Raw genomic sequence first — 16,094 nt, 5'->3', positions numbered from 1 at the left:
CCGATCTTCACGGCACAATCCGCACAAGTTTCAGATTTCGTGGTGATTTCTGCATTCTGCCGTCGCCCCGTCTGCCCATTATGGTGCAATATAAAAGAGGCGCTTGCAATTTGCATCCCGATTTCCAGTCTCCGCTAAAAAATATCGCGGTTTGAATGTATAGGTATACTCAATATAGCGCCCGGATCGTTTGCGATGGCCTCTCTGTTCAAAAGACACGAAAAAGTGCCTGAGAGCCAATTGTCAAAACCGTGCGGCGAACGTGATAAATGTTTTATGAGCTCGTTATGAGCGTCACCAAGGGATTCGCAACGCCCCTCATTGAAATTTAATGCAGCACCCTGCGTTTAGAGGTATAATTCTGATGTTTAAGCGCTTTTTTATTCTTTGTGCTTTGATTTTACCCTTGTCCCTGGCCGCCTGCGACACCGCCGAAGAGCGGGCGCAGCAACACTATGAAAAAGGTCTCGCCCTGCTTGAGGAGGGCGATGTGGACCGCGCGCTTGTGGAGCTGCGCAATGTGTTCCAACTCAATGGCTATCATATTGCGGCCCGTCTGACCTATGCGCAGGTGAATGAGGACCGCGGCAATCTGGCCGAGGCCTACAGCCAGTATCTGCGCCTGGTGGAACAGGATCCTGAACATCTTGAGGCACGCAGCGCTTTGGCGCGGATGTCGGCCACGTCCAACAATTGGGATGAGGCGGCGCGGCATCTGGATGTGGCCGAACCACAAGCGCCTGATGATCTGGTGCTGCGGTCGGTGCGGCTGGGGCTGCAGTATCGCACGGCATTGGAGGCCAGAGACCCGTCCGAGGTGACGCAGATCGTGGCCAGCGCCAATGCGCTGTTGGATCAGCAGCTGGATTTGCCGGTGGTGCAGCAGGTGGTGCTGGATGCGCTGTTGCGCGCGCAAGACTGGCAGGCGGCGCTGGATCTGTCTGACCGGCTGTTGGCGGCAGAACCGCAGAACCTGCCGCTGCACAGTCTGCGGTTGGGCGTGTTGGAACAGCTTGGCGCCCGCGATGTGGTGATCACCCATCTGCATGACATGGTCACCCGCTTTCCGGAGGCCAATCTGCACCGCACCCTGGTCGCGCGGTTGATCGAGGGTGACCGCCTTAAGGAGGCCGAAGAATATCTGCGTGGACGCGTTGCTGACAGCACGCTGGAGGGGTCCGCAACCCGTCTGGAATTGCTGAGTTTTGTAACCCAGTATCATGGCGGCGATCAGGCGATTGCCGAGGTGGATCAGATGCTGGCGGAGGCGCCCGAGGATCAAAACCAGCTGCGCGCGCTGCGGGCCAATCTGGAATATGACCGCGGCAATCGGGACGATGCCGTCGCCGCGCTTGAGGCGATCTTGTCGGGGGCCGAGGCCAGTGCCGAGATCGACACGATCAAGGTCCTGCAGGCCCGTATGTTGCAGGCCACCGGCAACAGCGTCGGCGCGCGGGCCCGCGTCGAAGAGGTGCTGGACCATGATGCAGGTCATCTGGGCGCGCTCAAGATGAAGGCCGGCTGGCTGGTCCGGGACGACCAACCGGGTGATGCGCTGGTTGAGCTGCGCAATGCATTGGACAGTGCGCCGCGCGATCCCGAATTGCTGACTTTGATGGCCCAGGCGCATCAGCGCGCCGGCGACCAGGGCCTGATGCGAGAGATGCTGGCGCTGGCGACCGAGGCCTCGGGCAACCGCCCGGCTGAGACCTTGCGCTATGCCAATCACCTGATCGACAGCGAAAAGTTCTTTTCTGCCGAAGATGTGCTGCAGGCGGCTTTGCGCAATCAATCAGACCATCTGGGCCTTTTGGGCCGTCTCGGGGCGCTTTATGTGCAGACCGAGGACTGGCCGCGGGCGCGCCAGGTGATCACGCGGCTGGAAACGATCGGCGGTGCCCCGGCCGAGGGGGTGGCGCAGGAGCTGACCGCGCGTATGCTGGCGGCCCAGGACCGGGCGCAGGATCTGGAACGCTTCCTGGGGCAGCTGGCTGACAATGGTGCGGACGACGGGCTGCAGGCCGCGGCGGCGCTGATCCGTGTGCGTCTGGCCAATGGCGACATCGAAGGCGCGCTGGCCTATTCCTCCGAACTTTTGGCGGATAACCCCGACAATCCCACCCTCCGCTTCCTGCAGGCGGGGGTTCTGGCCACCGATGGGCGTCTAGAACCTGCCGCCGCCCTGCTGGAGGAGCTGGTTGTGGCCTACCCCCAAAGCGAGCAAAGCTGGCTGTCGCTTTACCGTCTGCGCCGCAGCCTGGGCGATGAGACCGCTGCCGAGGATATTTTGACCCGTGCCGAAGGGGCCCTGCCCAACAGTGCCAATATCCAATGGATCCGGGCCAGCCAGGCCGAAGCGCGCGGTGAGATCGACCGCGCGATTGCCATCTACGAGGAGCTTTATGCGCAAAACAGCACCTCGCCGGTTCTGGCCAACAATCTGGCCAGCCTGATGGCCAGCTACCGTGAGGATGACGAAAGCCTGGAGCGTGCCTTTGTGATTGCCCGCCGTCTGCGCGGCAGCGATGTGCCTGCCTTCCAGGACACCTACGGCTGGATCGCCACCCGGCTTGGCAATCTGGAGGAAGCCCAGCCCTATTTGGAGGCCGCGGTTGCTGGCCTGCCGCGTGATCCGGTGGTGCGCTTCCATCTGGCAGAGCTGTACCGTCAATTGGACCGCCCCGCAGACGCCCGTCCCCAGTATCAGGCGGTTCTGGATCTGGTTGCGGCCGGAGCCACAGCACCACCATTCCTGGATCAGGTGCAGGCGCAATTGGCCGCCCAGAACTGAGGGTGCACAACTCATAGGGAAACTGGAATATTAAGGTAAAAATACGGGGCGGCGGCTGGATTTTTCCCAACCGCCGCCCCATTCGCGGCAAAATTCAGACCCATTTGCCGGGCAATGGTTAATCAAGTGTTAAGCAACCGTTAACCAATCTGCGCCGCATCTGCCGATATCCAAGGTCGACCGGCCGCGCTCGGGAGGCCGTGATGATCGCTATTCGATTTCAGACCGCATTGGCTCAGGTCACATTCTGTGGTGCCCTTTTGACCGGATCGGCAGCGCTGGGGGCAACCCTGTCGTTGGATACGGTGGATCAGGGGTGGTATCGCAATGATGGCAGCCATACACCCAGCAATCTCAATACTTTGACCGGCCGGCTCAGCAATGGGCGCGAATACCGCAGCTGGTATGGGTTTGACCTGACCGCCGCGCCCGAGGATGGCGACAGCCAGGAGGCCGCGCTGACCCAGGCGGATGCGGGGCGGATCACCGGCGCCACGCTGGTCTTTGCCGCCCGCAACGGTCTGGCGCGCTCCAGCGATCAAAGCGAGACACTGGAGTTTTACGATGTCACCAGCGACACCGGGCAGCTGCGCGCAGGCCAGGGCGGTTTGGCCGCTTTTGAAGATCTGGGCAGCGGGCGCCAATATGGCAGCCTGGACTATGCCACCCCCGGCAACAGCTCACGCGCCGTCAATCAGATCAGCGTCACCCTGGATGCGGAAGCGCTGGAGGATCTGAACGCCTCTCTGGCGACGGGCGAGGCCCAGTTCTATGTGGGGGCCGTGCTCAGCAGCCTGTCGAGCCAGCAACGCAGCGAATATCTTTGGGCCTGGTCGCGGCTCACACCGGCTGCGCAGCTGAACCTGGAAATTGCACCGGTGCCCCTGCCGGCCGGCCTGCCGCTGTTGGCAGGCGCGCTTGGTGGCCTGTGGCTGCTGCGGCGCAAGCGCAACCAGGCTTAATCTCAGTCACAGCTGGCCTAAAGCGGGCACCACCCCAGCCCTATTCGACAGCTCTATTCGGGCACAAACTCTGGCAGCCGCGACAGGCTGGCCCGCATAAAGCCCTGCAGACGCTGATCGGCGGCCTCTTCGCTTTCACCGGCGTGGATCGGCGTCACAAAGCGCACCAAAGCCCCATCGGTGCGCCCGATGGTCAGACTGTCATAAACCACGCTGGCCTTGGCCTTGTAATCATTGGTCATCCGCTTGCCGCGCTGTTCAAACCAGTAATAGACCAGCTGATGGCTGACGCCTTTCTGGATCACCGCCCGGTTCACCTCAAATTGGCCATAGCCCGCGTCGGTCATATCCACCGCATGGGGCGCCAGAGAGAACACCTCCCAGCCGCCCACGGGCAGGCAGACCTCGGGGGAATGGATGCCCGAGCCTTCGGTCTGTTTGTTGTAAAAGGCCACAAAGAAATGCACCAGATCGCCGCCTTCGGCCAGATAGGTGGCATTCAGATAGTCATCCGCGCCCAGGATCTCTTCGATATCGGGTTCCAGCCGCGACGTGGTGCCGGACCACTGAGCGATCTGGCGGGGAAACAGCAAAAACGGTCGCCGGTCCAGATGGGTCGTCTCAATCTCACCAAAGGCGAGCCAAGCGGCGGACACGCTGGTGGTGAGCAAAGCCCCCGCCGTCAACGCGGCCGAGGTGCGGATTGCCAGAACCCGCAGCGAGATGGCGCCCAGCCCCTCCACATCCAGATCCACCGCCTGTGACAGCGGCAGCGGGTTCGGGGTCAGGCGTTGCAGGGCCACCGCCAGGCCAAAAAGGAGCGCGATGCAGCAGATGAAAATCACCCAGCCCTCAAAGAAGTGCAAAAACCCTTCCGCCTGTTCGATGCCAGAGCTGTCCACCAGGACGCCGATGATGCCGATGCGGACTGAATTCATCAAAACGGTGATCGGAGCCGCCGACAGCAGCAGCACCGCTTTGTGCCAGATCGGGCCCCGATACAGGATCGCAAAGAGATAAGAGAACGACAGGATCGGGAACAGATAGCGCAGCCCCGAACAGGCCTCGGCCACCTGCAGCTTATAGACGCCAAGGTCGATCACATTGCCTTCCAAAAACACCGAGACCCCGGCCTGGCGCACAATCCAGACGCCAATTTCCGAGGAGATCCCCTGCAGGAAGATGGTAAGCTTCCAATAGATAAATTGCGGCAGCGGCAGCATGAAGATCAGGTGGAACACCGGCAATTGATGGCGGATCCCGCGCTGCCAGCCAAAAACGGTCAACACCAGCCCGCCGGTCCAGATGATCAGCGCATAGGTGACAATATCCGGGATCCGGGTCAGATTGCCAAAGATCGCCAGCACCAGCGCAAACCCCATCACCAGGACGCCCGGCCAACGGTCGGTGACAGGCGTGTCCAACGGCGGTGCGGCGCGCAATTCACGTAAGAAAAGATACAGCGAGATCACCGGGATCAGCGGCCCGTGGCTGTATTCCGGGGTCAACCAGGCCTGGCCCAGCGACACCAGACCAATCCAGAACACCGGCACCGACCCCAAGGTCAGCAGGGTCAGCCACCACATCCCAACAGGGTTCATCAACACCTGGGGCAGGGCCTGTGTGGGGGCTTTGGGGGACAGGGCCATTGCGATCTCCGCATTCTTGTCACAGGGCGTCTGGCAGAGGGGCCTGCCACAGGCATATCAGCACAAAATCACGCCCAAGCCCAAGCCCCCTCGGCCGTTAATTCGGCGCGCCGAATTCACGATTAAGTGTGAAAAACAACGTGTTGGAATGGGCCGAACCGGTGTCGTCACGATCTGAGCGGCGGAATTGATAGCCGGTGACCAGATCCCATTCATTGCCCAGATCCCGTGTCAGGGTCAGATCCACGCTCGAGCGGCTGCGATCGGGATCGGTGTTCAGACCGGTTTCATGAATGCTGGCGTGGCGCAGATCTAGGGACAGGTTGGTCAGCGGGTTCAGTTCGTAATCATATCCCAGGGTCAGCCGGGTGGTTTCAGTCACAACTGAGGTGGTGTCACTGACCGAACCGGTGCGGCGCAGCTGCGCGCGAAAACTGGAGCGGACCCAGTTCAGCCGGTAGTCGACCGAACCAATGGCACGCGGGTTGGTGGTGGTGCCATCCACCGCGCCAAGGCTAAAGGCCAGCACGCCGGTGGGCAGCACAAAGCGGCGGGCGATTTCAAATGTATTGCGCCGCCCGGCTTGGGTGACGTTGGTGGCCAGCCTGGCGCTGACTTCACCATTGCGGCGCGCGCGGGTCACCGCCAACGTGCCAATCACACCGCTGTTGCGGTCCAGGTTGTCGGGCAGGGCGGTAAAACGCTCGTCCACCTCGGCATAGCCCAGATCCAGCTGCAGCGTGGTAATTGCAGAAAACGCATGGGTCAGACCCAGCACCAGCTGCTGGGTGTCGCGTTCGGTACGGGCGGCGTTTTCAGACTCGAACCGGGATTGAAACAGGCTCAGCTCTGCCTCGGTGGTCTGGCCAAACCGAAACACCGCGCCGATCCGGGCGCTGGTGGTATCTGTGTCAAAAAGATCTGGATCGTTGGTCTCGTTAAAGCGGCGATTCCGCTGGATTAGGGTCACATTCAACCCCAAAGGATCCGACAGTCCAGTGTCAAACCGGAACTGTGTATTGATGTCATCGCGACGCCCGGCGCTGGTCGAAAAATCCTGGTCCGTCAACCCATCATTGTTCAGGGCATCGTCAAAAGACAGGTCCCGGCGCACATAGCTGCTTTGCAGCGCCAGACGCGCATTGGCGCTTTCGCGCAGGTAGTTCAGCCGCAGGTCCGCGTCGCTCAGATCTTGGTCCGAGCCCAGGACCGGATCATCCACCACCCGGAACACCCCGCCGGCCTCCAGTGCCAGGTTCTGGAGGCCGTCTTCAAAGCGGTAGCTTGCCCGGGCGTTGGTCTCAGCGGCGGTTGTGGTGCCCAGAGAGTTGCGGTTGAGGCGAATATTGTCGCTCACCCTGAGGCTCTGACTCAGTTCATAACTATAGCGCGGCAGCGGAGCGCTGTTTTGCGCATCCTGGGCCCGCGCGGCGGGCGTCACGGTCAGGGCAAACAGCGGCAGCACAAACAGGGAAGGGGCAAAAAGCGCGGTCCAAGCCGTCTGGGGCCTGGACCGGTTCAAAGATCGACGTGTCATCGGCTGCCCTTATTCAAACAGGCGTTTTTGTGGGACTTTGATCACATCCCCTGCCTGCAGCCGGGTGCCGCCATTGATGGTGCTGCCATCGCCCTGGGGAACGCGGTAATTGAACAGGAATGTTGCAACCTGCCCGGTCTGCGGATCGGTGCGATGCAGTTCGATGCGTTTTTCAGCGGCAAACCGGCTCAAACCACCGGCCTCGGCGAGAAATTGCAGCAGGGTAATGCCCGGCTCCACTTCCTTGCGGCCTGGCGCCAGCACTTCGCCCAGAGCAAAGATGTCAAACTGCGGATCCGCCAGATCTTCGGCGGGATTGCGCAATGCCGCGACCGAGACATGGACGGTGGGCGGGGTGGCAAAATTGGGCGCCAGACGGCCACGCAGCATGTTCTGCACCTGGTTGACCGTGCGTCCCGACGGGCGGATCACCCCCACCAGTGGAAAGCTGATGGTGCCATCGGGCAAAACCAGCGCATTGCGGTTCAGGCTAGTGTCTTCCAGCACTTCCAACCGCAACGTATCTCCGGGTTTGATAATATAAGAACCTGCCTGCGCGGATGCAGGACCCACGCCAAATGCCACTGTGCCAACGGCTCCGGTCACTACAATAGTCATCATCCAAACCTGGATTCGAGCCAGGATCGTTACAATGACGCTTCCCTGTACGCGCGCAATCATGTGCATCCTCAAATTTTTTGTACTATGTTTGCGCAGATTAATGCTGAGTTTTAATACTTTGGCAAACTATTTGAGGTAGATTTTAGAGAACTGCGGCACAGATGCACGCGCCGCCATACGACCATTTCTGGTGCATCCCTGTCCCTCCCTCTTCCCATTTTCCATTGCTATTGGATCGTTATGACCTGCTTCAGCTTTCGAACGGATCATGTGCTGCGCCGTTGTGCGTTGGCCTTCTTTATTCTGGGACTGTTCTCCATCTGGACAGCCTCCTCTGTCACGGCCGCCCCGGTCTATATGGCGCCGCCTTCGGTGCCCCCATCCCCCACACCAGATGGCAGTGCGCGCGCGCCCTATCACAGTCTTGCCGAGGCTGTGGTCGCGGTAACCGCCGGACAAGGTGACCATGTGGCCCTGATGGATGGGCATTATGGCGCGCGCGTCTGGAGCGGCATTCGACCTGCTGAAACCGTCTTGGTACGGGCGGCAGATCCCGGTCAGGCGCATTTTGACTATCTGGATCTCAACGGGTTGAGAAACCTGCATTTCATGGATCTGTCGGTCTGGCCGCGCAGCACCCCGGCCAAACGCCGCCCCATTGTGCGCAGCGATAGTGCAAGCGCGCATATCACCGTGGAAGGGTTTGACATCCGCGGTCGCGAAGACGGGGCCAACTATATGCAATGGAGCCTTGCGGATTGGCAGATCTGGCAAGGCACCGGCCTGCAGATCCTCGGTCCGAATGTAACGGCGCGCGGCAATCGTCTTACGGCTGTGGGCGGCGGGATTTCCAGCTCGCGCGCGGGCGCGGTGGTGGTCGACAATGTGATCACCGGTTTCAGTGGCGACGGGCTGCGCGGGATTGGCGACAACAGCCTGTTTCGCGGCAACCGTGTACAGGATTGTGTGGATGTGGACGCCAACCACGACGATGGGTTTCAATCCTGGTCTCCGCGCAATCAGGGCGCTGCGGCTGCAATTGCCAATGTCACCATTGCCGAAAATATCATCCTGGAATGGACCGGAGACCGCAGCCACCCCTTGCGCTGCAACCTACAAGGCATCGGCCTGTTTGACGGGTTTTACCGCAACTTTGAAATCGTGAACAATCTCTTGGTGGTCAGCGCCTATCACGGCATCGCCCTTTATGGCGGGCGCGACAGTGTGATTGTCCATAATACGGTGGTGCATCCTGAAACGTTTACCGGCCAAGCCCCCTGGGTCACAGTACGACCTCATAGAAATGGCACCCCCAGCAAGAATGTGGAGGTCCGCAACAATGTGGCCATGTCCTACTCAAATCTTCCCCAGGCGCTGGCGGAAAATGTTGCGGTGGCCTCAGCTGCGACATTGTTTCAATCCCCCGCCACCGGCGATTTCACTCCGCGCGCCAATGGGCCGCTTGTGGATGGCGTTCCCACCATCATCTCGATCACAGATGTGTTTGGAACCCGACGCCCTCAGGGGCGCCACAACGATTTTGGTGCGATCGAACGCCCATAAAAGGGTCTATTTACCAAGGTCTCTGCCCCGGCCGTAGCGGGGCACGGGTATAAGGAGAGGAGGCTGGAGCAGGATCTGCTTTGGCCTCTTCGCTATCTGGTTCCGGCGCATCAGGTTCTGAAAACGCATTTGAGGTCCCCAACAAAAAGCAGAAATAGAGGAAGGTCGCGCCCCACAAATGCACCGTTGCCACCGCGATACCCACAGTCACCAGGGTAAACACCAACGAGGTCTGTTGTTTCTGCCGTTGATAATCGCGAGACTTCACTTTGACACAGCGGAATATTGCCAGGAAATAGGCACCCATAAAAAACAAAAGCCCCGGAAATCCATAGCGCATCGCGGTCAGTAGCCACAGGTTATCGACGCTGGAACTATACATCCAATGAGGGCGGCTCCAATCTCTGAGGCCAATGCCAAACAGCGGGTTCTGCCAGACATCATCGATGGCATATTTGAAAATCAAAATCCGCCAATAGGAGGTGTTGGGGTCGAGTGTGAACAGAGAAATAAAGACCTCAAACGGCGTACGGTTTGACGCCAGATCCACCAAGACAAATAAGCCCACAAACAGCGAGATCAGCACGACCCAACGTTTGGCAAATTTGCGAAAGACATAGTCCCAACCCATCAGCGCGATCTGCAGCAGCAACGGCAACCAAGCCCCAACAGAGAGAGAGAAAAACGTCGCGGCCCCCGGCAAGGACGCAATCCGCCAGCCTTTGATGCCGGGTTTCTCATTGCGCGGCGCATAGACCAGCAAAGAGAATGTGCTGGCACATAACACCCCATAAAGGATCGGATGCTCAAAGGTGGAAGAAGCCCGTAGCAATCCCAACCGGAGCTCGCGCGGCCAAGGAAAGACGTCGCCAAAGATTGAAAACACTGGATCATATAGGCTGAAATGGAACACTGATTGGGCCATCGCCTCGATGATGATAAAGATCAGCACAAAGACCAGGAACCGGGTGAGGGCCAGAAAAGCTGCGCGATTATGCACCAGATAGCGCCCCAATGCATAAGAGCCCCAGATCTCCAACCCAGTGATCCCTGCAAATTCCAGAATTGAAGGCCCCATTGAAAACAGCAGGCTTACGATGACCCACAGGGTGAACAACCCCATCACAATATCAGTGGCGATGATCTTGCCGCGTTTGCCCGACAAAAGCGCAAAGGTCACCGGCACCACCGCCAGCAACAACAGCACCCGGGCCGGTGTCAGCCGCAGCCCCGCCACCGACACCGACACCGGGATCACCAGGGTGATCAAAAACAGTGCCAACAGCCGATGCCGGTCCGGCTGTTGCACCAGACCCGCAGCGGCAGATCTGGCGCGCACGGCGTTGGGCTGTTGGGGGCGCAGGGTTTGGGATGGCATGGGGGCTATATGCACTCGATTGACTGGCTCGATCCGTTCTTACCTCAATCGGCTCCTTTTTCCCAGCCACAGGCCTGGGAGATCAGCTGCGGGTCCTGGGTGGGATCGCCGGATCTGAGGCGGCGTTTTTCAACAGATTTCCAGTGACGCAGCTGCAGATAGGGCAGGCTGAGCCCATGCCAGCGGATCCAGACCATGGGCGCGCGGATCGGCAGGTTCTGCCGCCATTTGCGGCGGGTGAAATGATAGGAGGCGCGAAAATCGGCGCGCAGATGGTCGTGAAACCCATCGTTATGCACCATCGCCAGTGGCGCCACCCAGGCCGAGTGCCCTGCCGCATGGGCGCTCTGCACAATATCGGTGCCATAAAGGTGGTAATTGGGCAGCCCCTCATCAAAACGCAGCCCGGCGTCGCGGCGCATCACAAAGGTCAGCTCGTCAAAGCTTTCGACCTGTTCTGGCGCCGTGACCGGCCGCCCCACCACCTGCGACAGGCTGGTGGTCCAGACCTCGCCAATATGCTCACCCGCCTTGGTCACCCCAAAGGGCGCAATCAGTGCCCAATCAGGATCACGCGCCGCGACAGTTTCGATCGCCGCCAACAGCTTTTCCTCCCAGCCGGGCGGGAAATAGACGTCCTGATGGGCAAAGATCACAATCGGCGCCTCGGTCGCATCCAGACCCCGGTTATAGGCAATGCTCGCCGAAGGGGCGCCGGTCTGCACATTCACCTCCACCCCGCCCTGCACCAGCGCAGAGGCCATCAGATTTCGGTTCAAGCTCTCAGCGTCATTGCTGGCCACGACAATACAAAAGGGGGACGTCATCTAAAGCCTCTGAAAATAAGGGTCTTGTGGAACAAATATAGGCTAGCTGCGATCCAGCACTTTGGGCTGCACCGCAACCGAAGTATAGCCGCGCTGGCCCAACACACAGGCGGCCAGCGCCTTGATCCAGCCTTTGAGCGGTTCGGGATGGTCGCGTGCGGAACGCCACAACAGCTGCCGCGCGCCCCGTTTGTCGCTTTCATGCAGGACCTCGGCCGTCTTGAACAGGGCACCGCTCAGTTGTTTGCGCACCAATTGGGCCTGGGCAGGGCTCAGCTCTCGGGGCAAAAGCGCCTCCAGGTAGTGGGTTTTCATCTGCGCCGCATAAAGCCGCTTGGTGCGCCGCAGGCTGGTGATGGAACTGGTGTCCCCCTCAAGGCGGATGATCTCGGACATCATCACCCCGCTCATCAAAAAGGGGCCCACCAGGGCCAGCTGGCAGAAAAACGCCGTGTCCGACATCATCCGCATGGTCGTGTCAAACCCCTCGGCCGCCGCAAAGGCCGTCCGGCGCACGGCGGCGCCTTGCAGGGTCATGCCGGCAATCACCAGCGGCAGCGGATCTGCCACCCATTCGGCGCGATCTTGCGGAAAGGACAGCTGTTTGATGCCAAAGAGATCCTCCGCATAGCCCGCCCCGGTATAGACCACATTGCCGATATGGGCGGCGATGTCATCGCTGCATCCCGCCAAATCGCGTTCCAGCACCGCCAACCGGTCCTCCAGCCACAGATCATCGGAATCCAGAAACGTCAGCCATGTCCCGCGGGCCTGGGCCACCCCGGTATTGCGCGCGGCTGCCACGCCCGCATTGTCCTGGCGGATCAGCGTGATCTGATCGCCCAAAGGGGCCAGAGCTGCCGCCACATCCTCCTCGGAGCCATCATCCACCACGATGATCTCATCGGCAGGGCGGCTTTGCTCCAGAATGGACTGCAGCGCGCGCAGCAGGGATTCTATGCGGTTATATGTCGGCACGATCACCGATATCGTTAGCGCCTGTGACATGGGGGCAGATCCTTGTGGTCATCTCTCGCATTTATCATGATGCGGCCTCTGCCAGGAGCAGGTCAAACGGGCGCATCGCAGTCTCTAACGCGGCGGGAAGGGGTTGGATCAGCGCCGAAGCGCGGGTTTGCTCCTCAGGCGTCAGCGCGCTGTCCCATTTGGATCGCGCCGGGGTGACCTGTCCTGAGGTCGCCGCCCCTTTCCAGGCCTGATCGCGCGCCGAGGTCAGCCCGGCTGCGCTGCGCATCTGGCCGGATCGCACCTCCCGATCCGGCGCCGCCTGTCCCGTTCCATGGCCCATGGCCTGGGAAATCTGATCCAAAACCGCCTCGGGCTGGGCGGTCAGGCTGCTGTAGCGGACAAACAGATGCCGGGGCTGGCCCACCATGCCCGCGCTGTCAGCAATCGAGGCGTTCCAATTGTCCACCGCCCGTTCAATCCGGTCATAAACGATGGGCCAGGGGTCGTCGTATTTCTGCGCCGCATCCCAGATCGAGGCCACCGTGTCCTGGGCGTCGCGGATCACATGGATAAACCAGGCGTTGTCGATATGGGCGGCGATCTCGGCAGTGTAATGCACATGCATCGGGGTTTTTTCCAACCAGCCCACAGCCTGGGCTTCTTGGGCCAAATGATCCATGCCGGTTTGAAAATCCCGGGCAATCCGCGCCACCGGGCTCCATTTGCGCCGCCGGGGGCCGGGGATCATATCTGCATTGCGCCATTCCAGGCCGCTGCTCAACCCCAGGGCGTTCCGGATTGTCATCCGCAGCGCCTGCGCCGCCCCTTGCGGGCGATAGGTTTCGGGAAACATGCGCCGGTCGGTATTACCAATGAGACTGACGAAAAACCGGGTTTCCGGCAAGGTTAGGAGATGCAGGCGATCCGCAATCAGCCGCTGGGTCACTGTTGTTCCACCACGGGAGCATCCCACGACAAAAACGCGTAAAAAAGGGTGTGATGCCATGAAAACATCCATCTCCAAGTAATTGAACTCTAGGGCGTAAACAAATTCTGGTGTCCCCTAGAGAGGTCGAATATGTAATTGTTAATAAAAATTATTTTCCAGGACGACTGCTAATGTCGCATCGCCTTTCTGCCATGCCTGAAATGATCTGGAAAGCCATTGCCTCTTTTGGGTTGCGGTTTGTGGCCCTGGGTCTTCAATTTTTAGGCTCTATTATGATTGCCCGGCACCTGGGTGCCGAAAGCTTTGGCGCATATATCTTTGCCTACACCTGTGCGAGCTTGGCAGGCGCCTGCCTGTCGCTTGGCATGGCGGAATTGTCGATGCGCGAAGTGCCGATTTTTGCCGAGCATAAAAACCGGGCAGGCTTGCGGCGGTATTTCAAGGTACAGCTGGGCACAATCGTGGTCATGTCCTGTGTGGTGGCGCTGGGGTTTTTCCTGTTGGAACAGTTTGGCGTGCTGATCCTCGCGCCGGGCTGGGCTTTGGTGGCCATCTTTGCCCTGGCCAATGTTCTGGTGCTGACAGCCGAAAAGAACATGGCTGGGTTCCAGCGTATTGTGACAGCCAGGTTGTTTGATTCCATCCTGCGCCCGGCGCTTTATGTGCTGACGGTGGCGGCCTTTTTGTTTTGGGAACAGGCGCTGTCTCCGACGCAGCTGTTGGTGATTGCCACTTTTGCCGCGTTGGCCGCAGCCATCGCCATGTGGAGCTGGGTGGCCCGGCTGATCAAAGCGCTGCCACAGTCCGGCCGCCAAAGCGACGACACCGCGCAACACCGCAGATGGTGGTACATCGCCTCTATCCCAATGATGCTGACCACCATGATCAACATGCTGTTGATGGACATGGATGTGATTATGATCGGCTTGCTCCTGGGGGATGGGGATGTAGGGATCTATCGCCCGGCGGTGCGCGGTGTGGCCCTGGTCAATCTGGCCAATTTGGCTGCAGTGCAGACCCTGGGGCCAATGCTGGCCCGCGCTCTGGCGCGCCAAGACACCAAAGGAGCACAGGTTTTAATGGGGCAAGCGGTGACAATCACAACCGCACTTGGCCTGGTAATCTGCGTTGCATTGGCTTTTGGCGGCGACTTATATTTGGGGCTGTTTGGCGATGAGTTTCGCGCAGCCAGACCGGCTTTGATCATTCTGATTGCGGGGCAAGCCTGTGCCATTCTCGGAGGCGGAGCAGGCGCCGTTTTGGTGATGCTTAAACGAGAACGGTGGGTGTTGGGGATCAACGTCGCAGCCATTGCGCTCAATATAGGCCTGAACATCTTTCTAATCCCGATCTGGGGCCTTCAGGGCGCTGCATGTGCCACAGCGCTCTCGCTTGTTTTTGCCAAGATCGCGCTTGTGATCTGTGTGCGGCAGCTTTCAGATTTTGATCCCACAATTGTCTTTCCTCTCAAGCGGCTGCTGACGCGGGCAAGACCTAGATCTTAGCTGCGGCTATAGAAAACTCGGTCAAAAAGGCGCGCCATCCGCATCAGTTTTTGTGCACACTGATGGTTTATCCGGCCCAACCAGGTCACACCCCGTGCCATCCCGCCGCGTGTGATCCGGTCAAGGCTTGCATAAATCGGGGCTTTGCAGATGACCACCAATGTCAGCCCCAACATAAAGGCCACAATGAACATCAGCGCGATCTCGGGATCTGCGCCTTTATATGCGGGCAGCATATTCAACGCGATGTTGCCAAACCCATAGAAAAACAGTGTATCGCGGCCCACAAATGCAGTTGAGACATATCGTGACGGCGCGGGCCAAAAGCGCCACAGCGCATAAAAGATTGCCAGCGACCCTGCCGCGACCACACAGCCATAGGCGTAATAATACGGGTGGTTGAGCCAGCGCAGCTCTAGAATAATGCGCCAGATAAAGCCGATACCGCCGTATTGCTGCAGGCCAGCGCCCATCACACAACCGGCCAGGGCCAATCCAAATACAGCCCAAAAGGCCGCCCGCCGCCCGCTGATCGCCTCACCGATCCACAAGCCAAAGGCAACCAGCGTCATCCCCGGCAGAATGGTCGGCCCGCCGCCACGCCCATAGCCAAACAGAAACTGGGTCGGCGCAAACCTGGGCAACCCCAGACCATCCAGATAGGATTTTATCCCCCAGCCAAGCGTCGCCAGAACCAGGAAAAACACTGCCCCCCAGCGATGCCCCATCGGATAGGTCAGGGCCACGATGAAGAACAAGGCGGCATAGATCTTTAAAATATCCGCAAACCGCCCGGTGCCGCGAAAACTGATGGCCAGGCCACCTTGCGCCCATGTCAGCTTGTATGTGATCACCGCCGCCAGCGTCACCGCCACATAAAGCAGATAACAGGTGAGCATTCGGTGAAACAATCGCGTGCGGGCGTTTGCGATATCTCCACCGTCACGCGTTTTGCGGAAATACGCCAGCTCTAACATCACCCCAAACAGCACCAAAAAGGTCGGTGTGGCAGACCGTGTTAAACCCGACCGCAGCCAAACCGCCCCATCCGCAAAGGTCACAAAAGCTGCAAAATGCAAAACCGCATGGGACAGTATTGCCAGCAGGACAGCCATGCCCCGGCTGCTGTCGATAAAAGAAAGCCTTTGCATAGACTTGTTCTCCGAAACATGGACATCCGCAAACCCTCCAGACCAAAGGCCCAAAGGATCGTCGCACGGCAAAACGGCCCCGTCGTATCAAACGCATATGTGGCGTCTGATCCGGTCATCACATTTTCTGAAACCGCTGCTGCAGAGAAAACAGCGTTATTTAGAGTCTTTTAGACGTGGTGGGCGCACGGT

12 protein-coding genes are annotated in these 16,094 nt (G+C 59.4%); 4 read left to right on the top strand and 8 right to left on the bottom strand.

Annotated elements, in window-relative coordinates; genetic code table 11:
* The first annotated feature begins 364 nt into the window (after window positions 1-364).
* Window positions 365-2,791 (top strand): tetratricopeptide repeat protein, encoded by a 2,427-nt coding sequence (locus tag KMP13_RS11740; protein ID WP_215266048.1) that lies wholly within the window; start codon window positions 365-367, stop codon window positions 2,789-2,791.
* 203 nt (window positions 2,792-2,994) lie between these two features.
* Window positions 2,995-3,753, top strand: coding sequence for a VPLPA-CTERM sorting domain-containing protein (locus tag KMP13_RS11735; protein WP_215266047.1), 759 nt, complete (start codon window positions 2,995-2,997; stop codon window positions 3,751-3,753).
* Between the two features lie 53 nt (window positions 3,754-3,806).
* Here the strand turns inward: KMP13_RS11735 and xrtD are convergent, their stop codons facing one another.
* The 3 genes from xrtD to KMP13_RS11720 all read right to left on the bottom strand — a co-directional run bounded on the left by xrtD (window position 3,807) and on the right by KMP13_RS11720 (window position 7,557).
* The gene (gene xrtD / locus KMP13_RS11730) at window positions 3,807-5,402 is read right to left on the bottom strand and encodes a VPLPA-CTERM-specific exosortase XrtD (protein ID WP_215266046.1); all 1,596 of its coding nucleotides are present in this window, start codon (window positions 5,400-5,402) and stop codon (window positions 3,807-3,809) included.
* Between the two features lie 97 nt (window positions 5,403-5,499).
* Window positions 5,500-6,939, bottom strand: coding sequence for a hypothetical protein (locus KMP13_RS11725; protein ID WP_215266045.1), 1,440 nt, complete (start codon window positions 6,937-6,939; stop codon window positions 5,500-5,502).
* A gap of 9 nt (window positions 6,940-6,948) precedes the next feature.
* Window positions 6,949-7,557, bottom strand: coding sequence for a polysaccharide biosynthesis/export family protein (locus tag KMP13_RS11720; protein WP_251363816.1), 609 nt, complete (start codon window positions 7,555-7,557; stop codon window positions 6,949-6,951).
* 243 nt (window positions 7,558-7,800) lie between these two features.
* On the opposite strand from KMP13_RS11720, the gene KMP13_RS11715 reads away from it, so the two are divergent.
* Window positions 7,801-9,123 (top strand): right-handed parallel beta-helix repeat-containing protein, encoded by a 1,323-nt coding sequence (locus KMP13_RS11715; protein WP_215266043.1) that lies wholly within the window; start codon window positions 7,801-7,803, stop codon window positions 9,121-9,123.
* A 10-nt stretch (window positions 9,124-9,133) separates the two neighbouring features.
* Here the strand turns inward: KMP13_RS11715 and KMP13_RS11710 are convergent, their stop codons facing one another.
* Genes KMP13_RS11710 through KMP13_RS11695 form a run of 4 tightly spaced genes read right to left on the bottom strand, consistent with a single transcriptional unit; the run spans window position 9,134 to window position 13,303 of the window.
* The gene (locus KMP13_RS11710) at window positions 9,134-10,501 is read right to left on the bottom strand and encodes an O-antigen ligase family protein (RefSeq protein WP_215266042.1); all 1,368 of its coding nucleotides are present in this window, start codon (window positions 10,499-10,501) and stop codon (window positions 9,134-9,136) included.
* Between the two features lie 44 nt (window positions 10,502-10,545).
* Entirely contained in the window at window positions 10,546-11,328 is a 783-nt protein-coding gene (locus KMP13_RS11705; protein WP_215266041.1) for a glycosyltransferase family protein, read from the bottom strand.
* A 42-nt stretch (window positions 11,329-11,370) separates the two neighbouring features.
* On the bottom strand, window positions 11,371-12,336 hold the full coding sequence (locus KMP13_RS11700; RefSeq protein ID WP_215266040.1) for a glycosyltransferase family 2 protein: 966 nt from the start codon (window positions 12,334-12,336) through the stop codon (window positions 11,371-11,373).
* A 34-nt stretch (window positions 12,337-12,370) separates the two neighbouring features.
* On the bottom strand, window positions 12,371-13,303 hold the full coding sequence (locus tag KMP13_RS11695; RefSeq protein ID WP_215266039.1) for a sulfotransferase: 933 nt from the start codon (window positions 13,301-13,303) through the stop codon (window positions 12,371-12,373).
* A gap of 113 nt (window positions 13,304-13,416) precedes the next feature.
* On the opposite strand from KMP13_RS11695, the gene KMP13_RS11690 reads away from it, so the two are divergent.
* Entirely contained in the window at window positions 13,417-14,751 is a 1,335-nt protein-coding gene (locus KMP13_RS11690) for an oligosaccharide flippase family protein (RefSeq protein ID WP_215266038.1), read from the top strand.
* Here KMP13_RS11690 and KMP13_RS11685 read toward each other — a convergent pair.
* A complete protein-coding gene (locus KMP13_RS11685) occupies window positions 14,748-15,902 on the bottom strand; it encodes a hypothetical protein (protein ID WP_215266037.1) in 1,155 nt (384 codons plus the stop codon). The two genes, KMP13_RS11690 and KMP13_RS11685, sit on opposite strands and share 4 nt — an antisense overlap.
* Window positions 15,903-16,094: the final 192 nt, after the last annotated feature.

The sequence above is a fragment of the Epibacterium ulvae genome, assembly GCF_018678075.1.
GTDB classification, from domain to species: Bacteria; Pseudomonadota; Alphaproteobacteria; order Rhodobacterales; family Rhodobacteraceae; genus Epibacterium; species Epibacterium ulvae_A.
The sequence above is the reverse complement of the archived record's forward strand: the minus strand, read 5'-3'. Positions and strand labels throughout refer to the sequence as shown.

Coding starts and splice junctions, on each gene's coding strand:
- KMP13_RS11740 (WP_215266048.1), top strand. CDS start 365: ATGTTTAAGCGCTTTTTTATTCTTTGTGCTTTGATTTTACCCTTGTCC.
- KMP13_RS11735 (WP_215266047.1), top strand. CDS start 2,995: ATGATCGCTATTCGATTTCAGACCGCATTGGCTCAGGTCACATTCTGT.
- xrtD (WP_215266046.1), bottom strand. CDS start 5,402: ATGGCCCTGTCCCCCAAAGCCCCCACACAGGCCCTGCCCCAGGTGTTG.
- KMP13_RS11725 (WP_215266045.1), bottom strand. CDS start 6,939: ATGACACGTCGATCTTTGAACCGGTCCAGGCCCCAGACGGCTTGGACC.
- KMP13_RS11720 (WP_251363816.1), bottom strand. CDS start 7,557: ATGACTATTGTAGTGACCGGAGCCGTTGGCACAGTGGCATTTGGCGTG.
- KMP13_RS11715 (WP_215266043.1), top strand. CDS start 7,801: ATGACCTGCTTCAGCTTTCGAACGGATCATGTGCTGCGCCGTTGTGCG.
- KMP13_RS11710 (WP_215266042.1), bottom strand. CDS start 10,501: ATGCCATCCCAAACCCTGCGCCCCCAACAGCCCAACGCCGTGCGCGCC.
- KMP13_RS11705 (WP_215266041.1), bottom strand. CDS start 11,328: ATGACGTCCCCCTTTTGTATTGTCGTGGCCAGCAATGACGCTGAGAGC.
- KMP13_RS11700 (WP_215266040.1), bottom strand. CDS start 12,336: ATGTCACAGGCGCTAACGATATCGGTGATCGTGCCGACATATAACCGC.
- KMP13_RS11695 (WP_215266039.1), bottom strand. CDS start 13,303: ATGGCATCACACCCTTTTTTACGCGTTTTTGTCGTGGGATGCTCCCGT.
- KMP13_RS11690 (WP_215266038.1), top strand. CDS start 13,417: ATGTCGCATCGCCTTTCTGCCATGCCTGAAATGATCTGGAAAGCCATT.
- KMP13_RS11685 (WP_215266037.1), bottom strand. CDS start 15,902: ATGCAAAGGCTTTCTTTTATCGACAGCAGCCGGGGCATGGCTGTCCTG.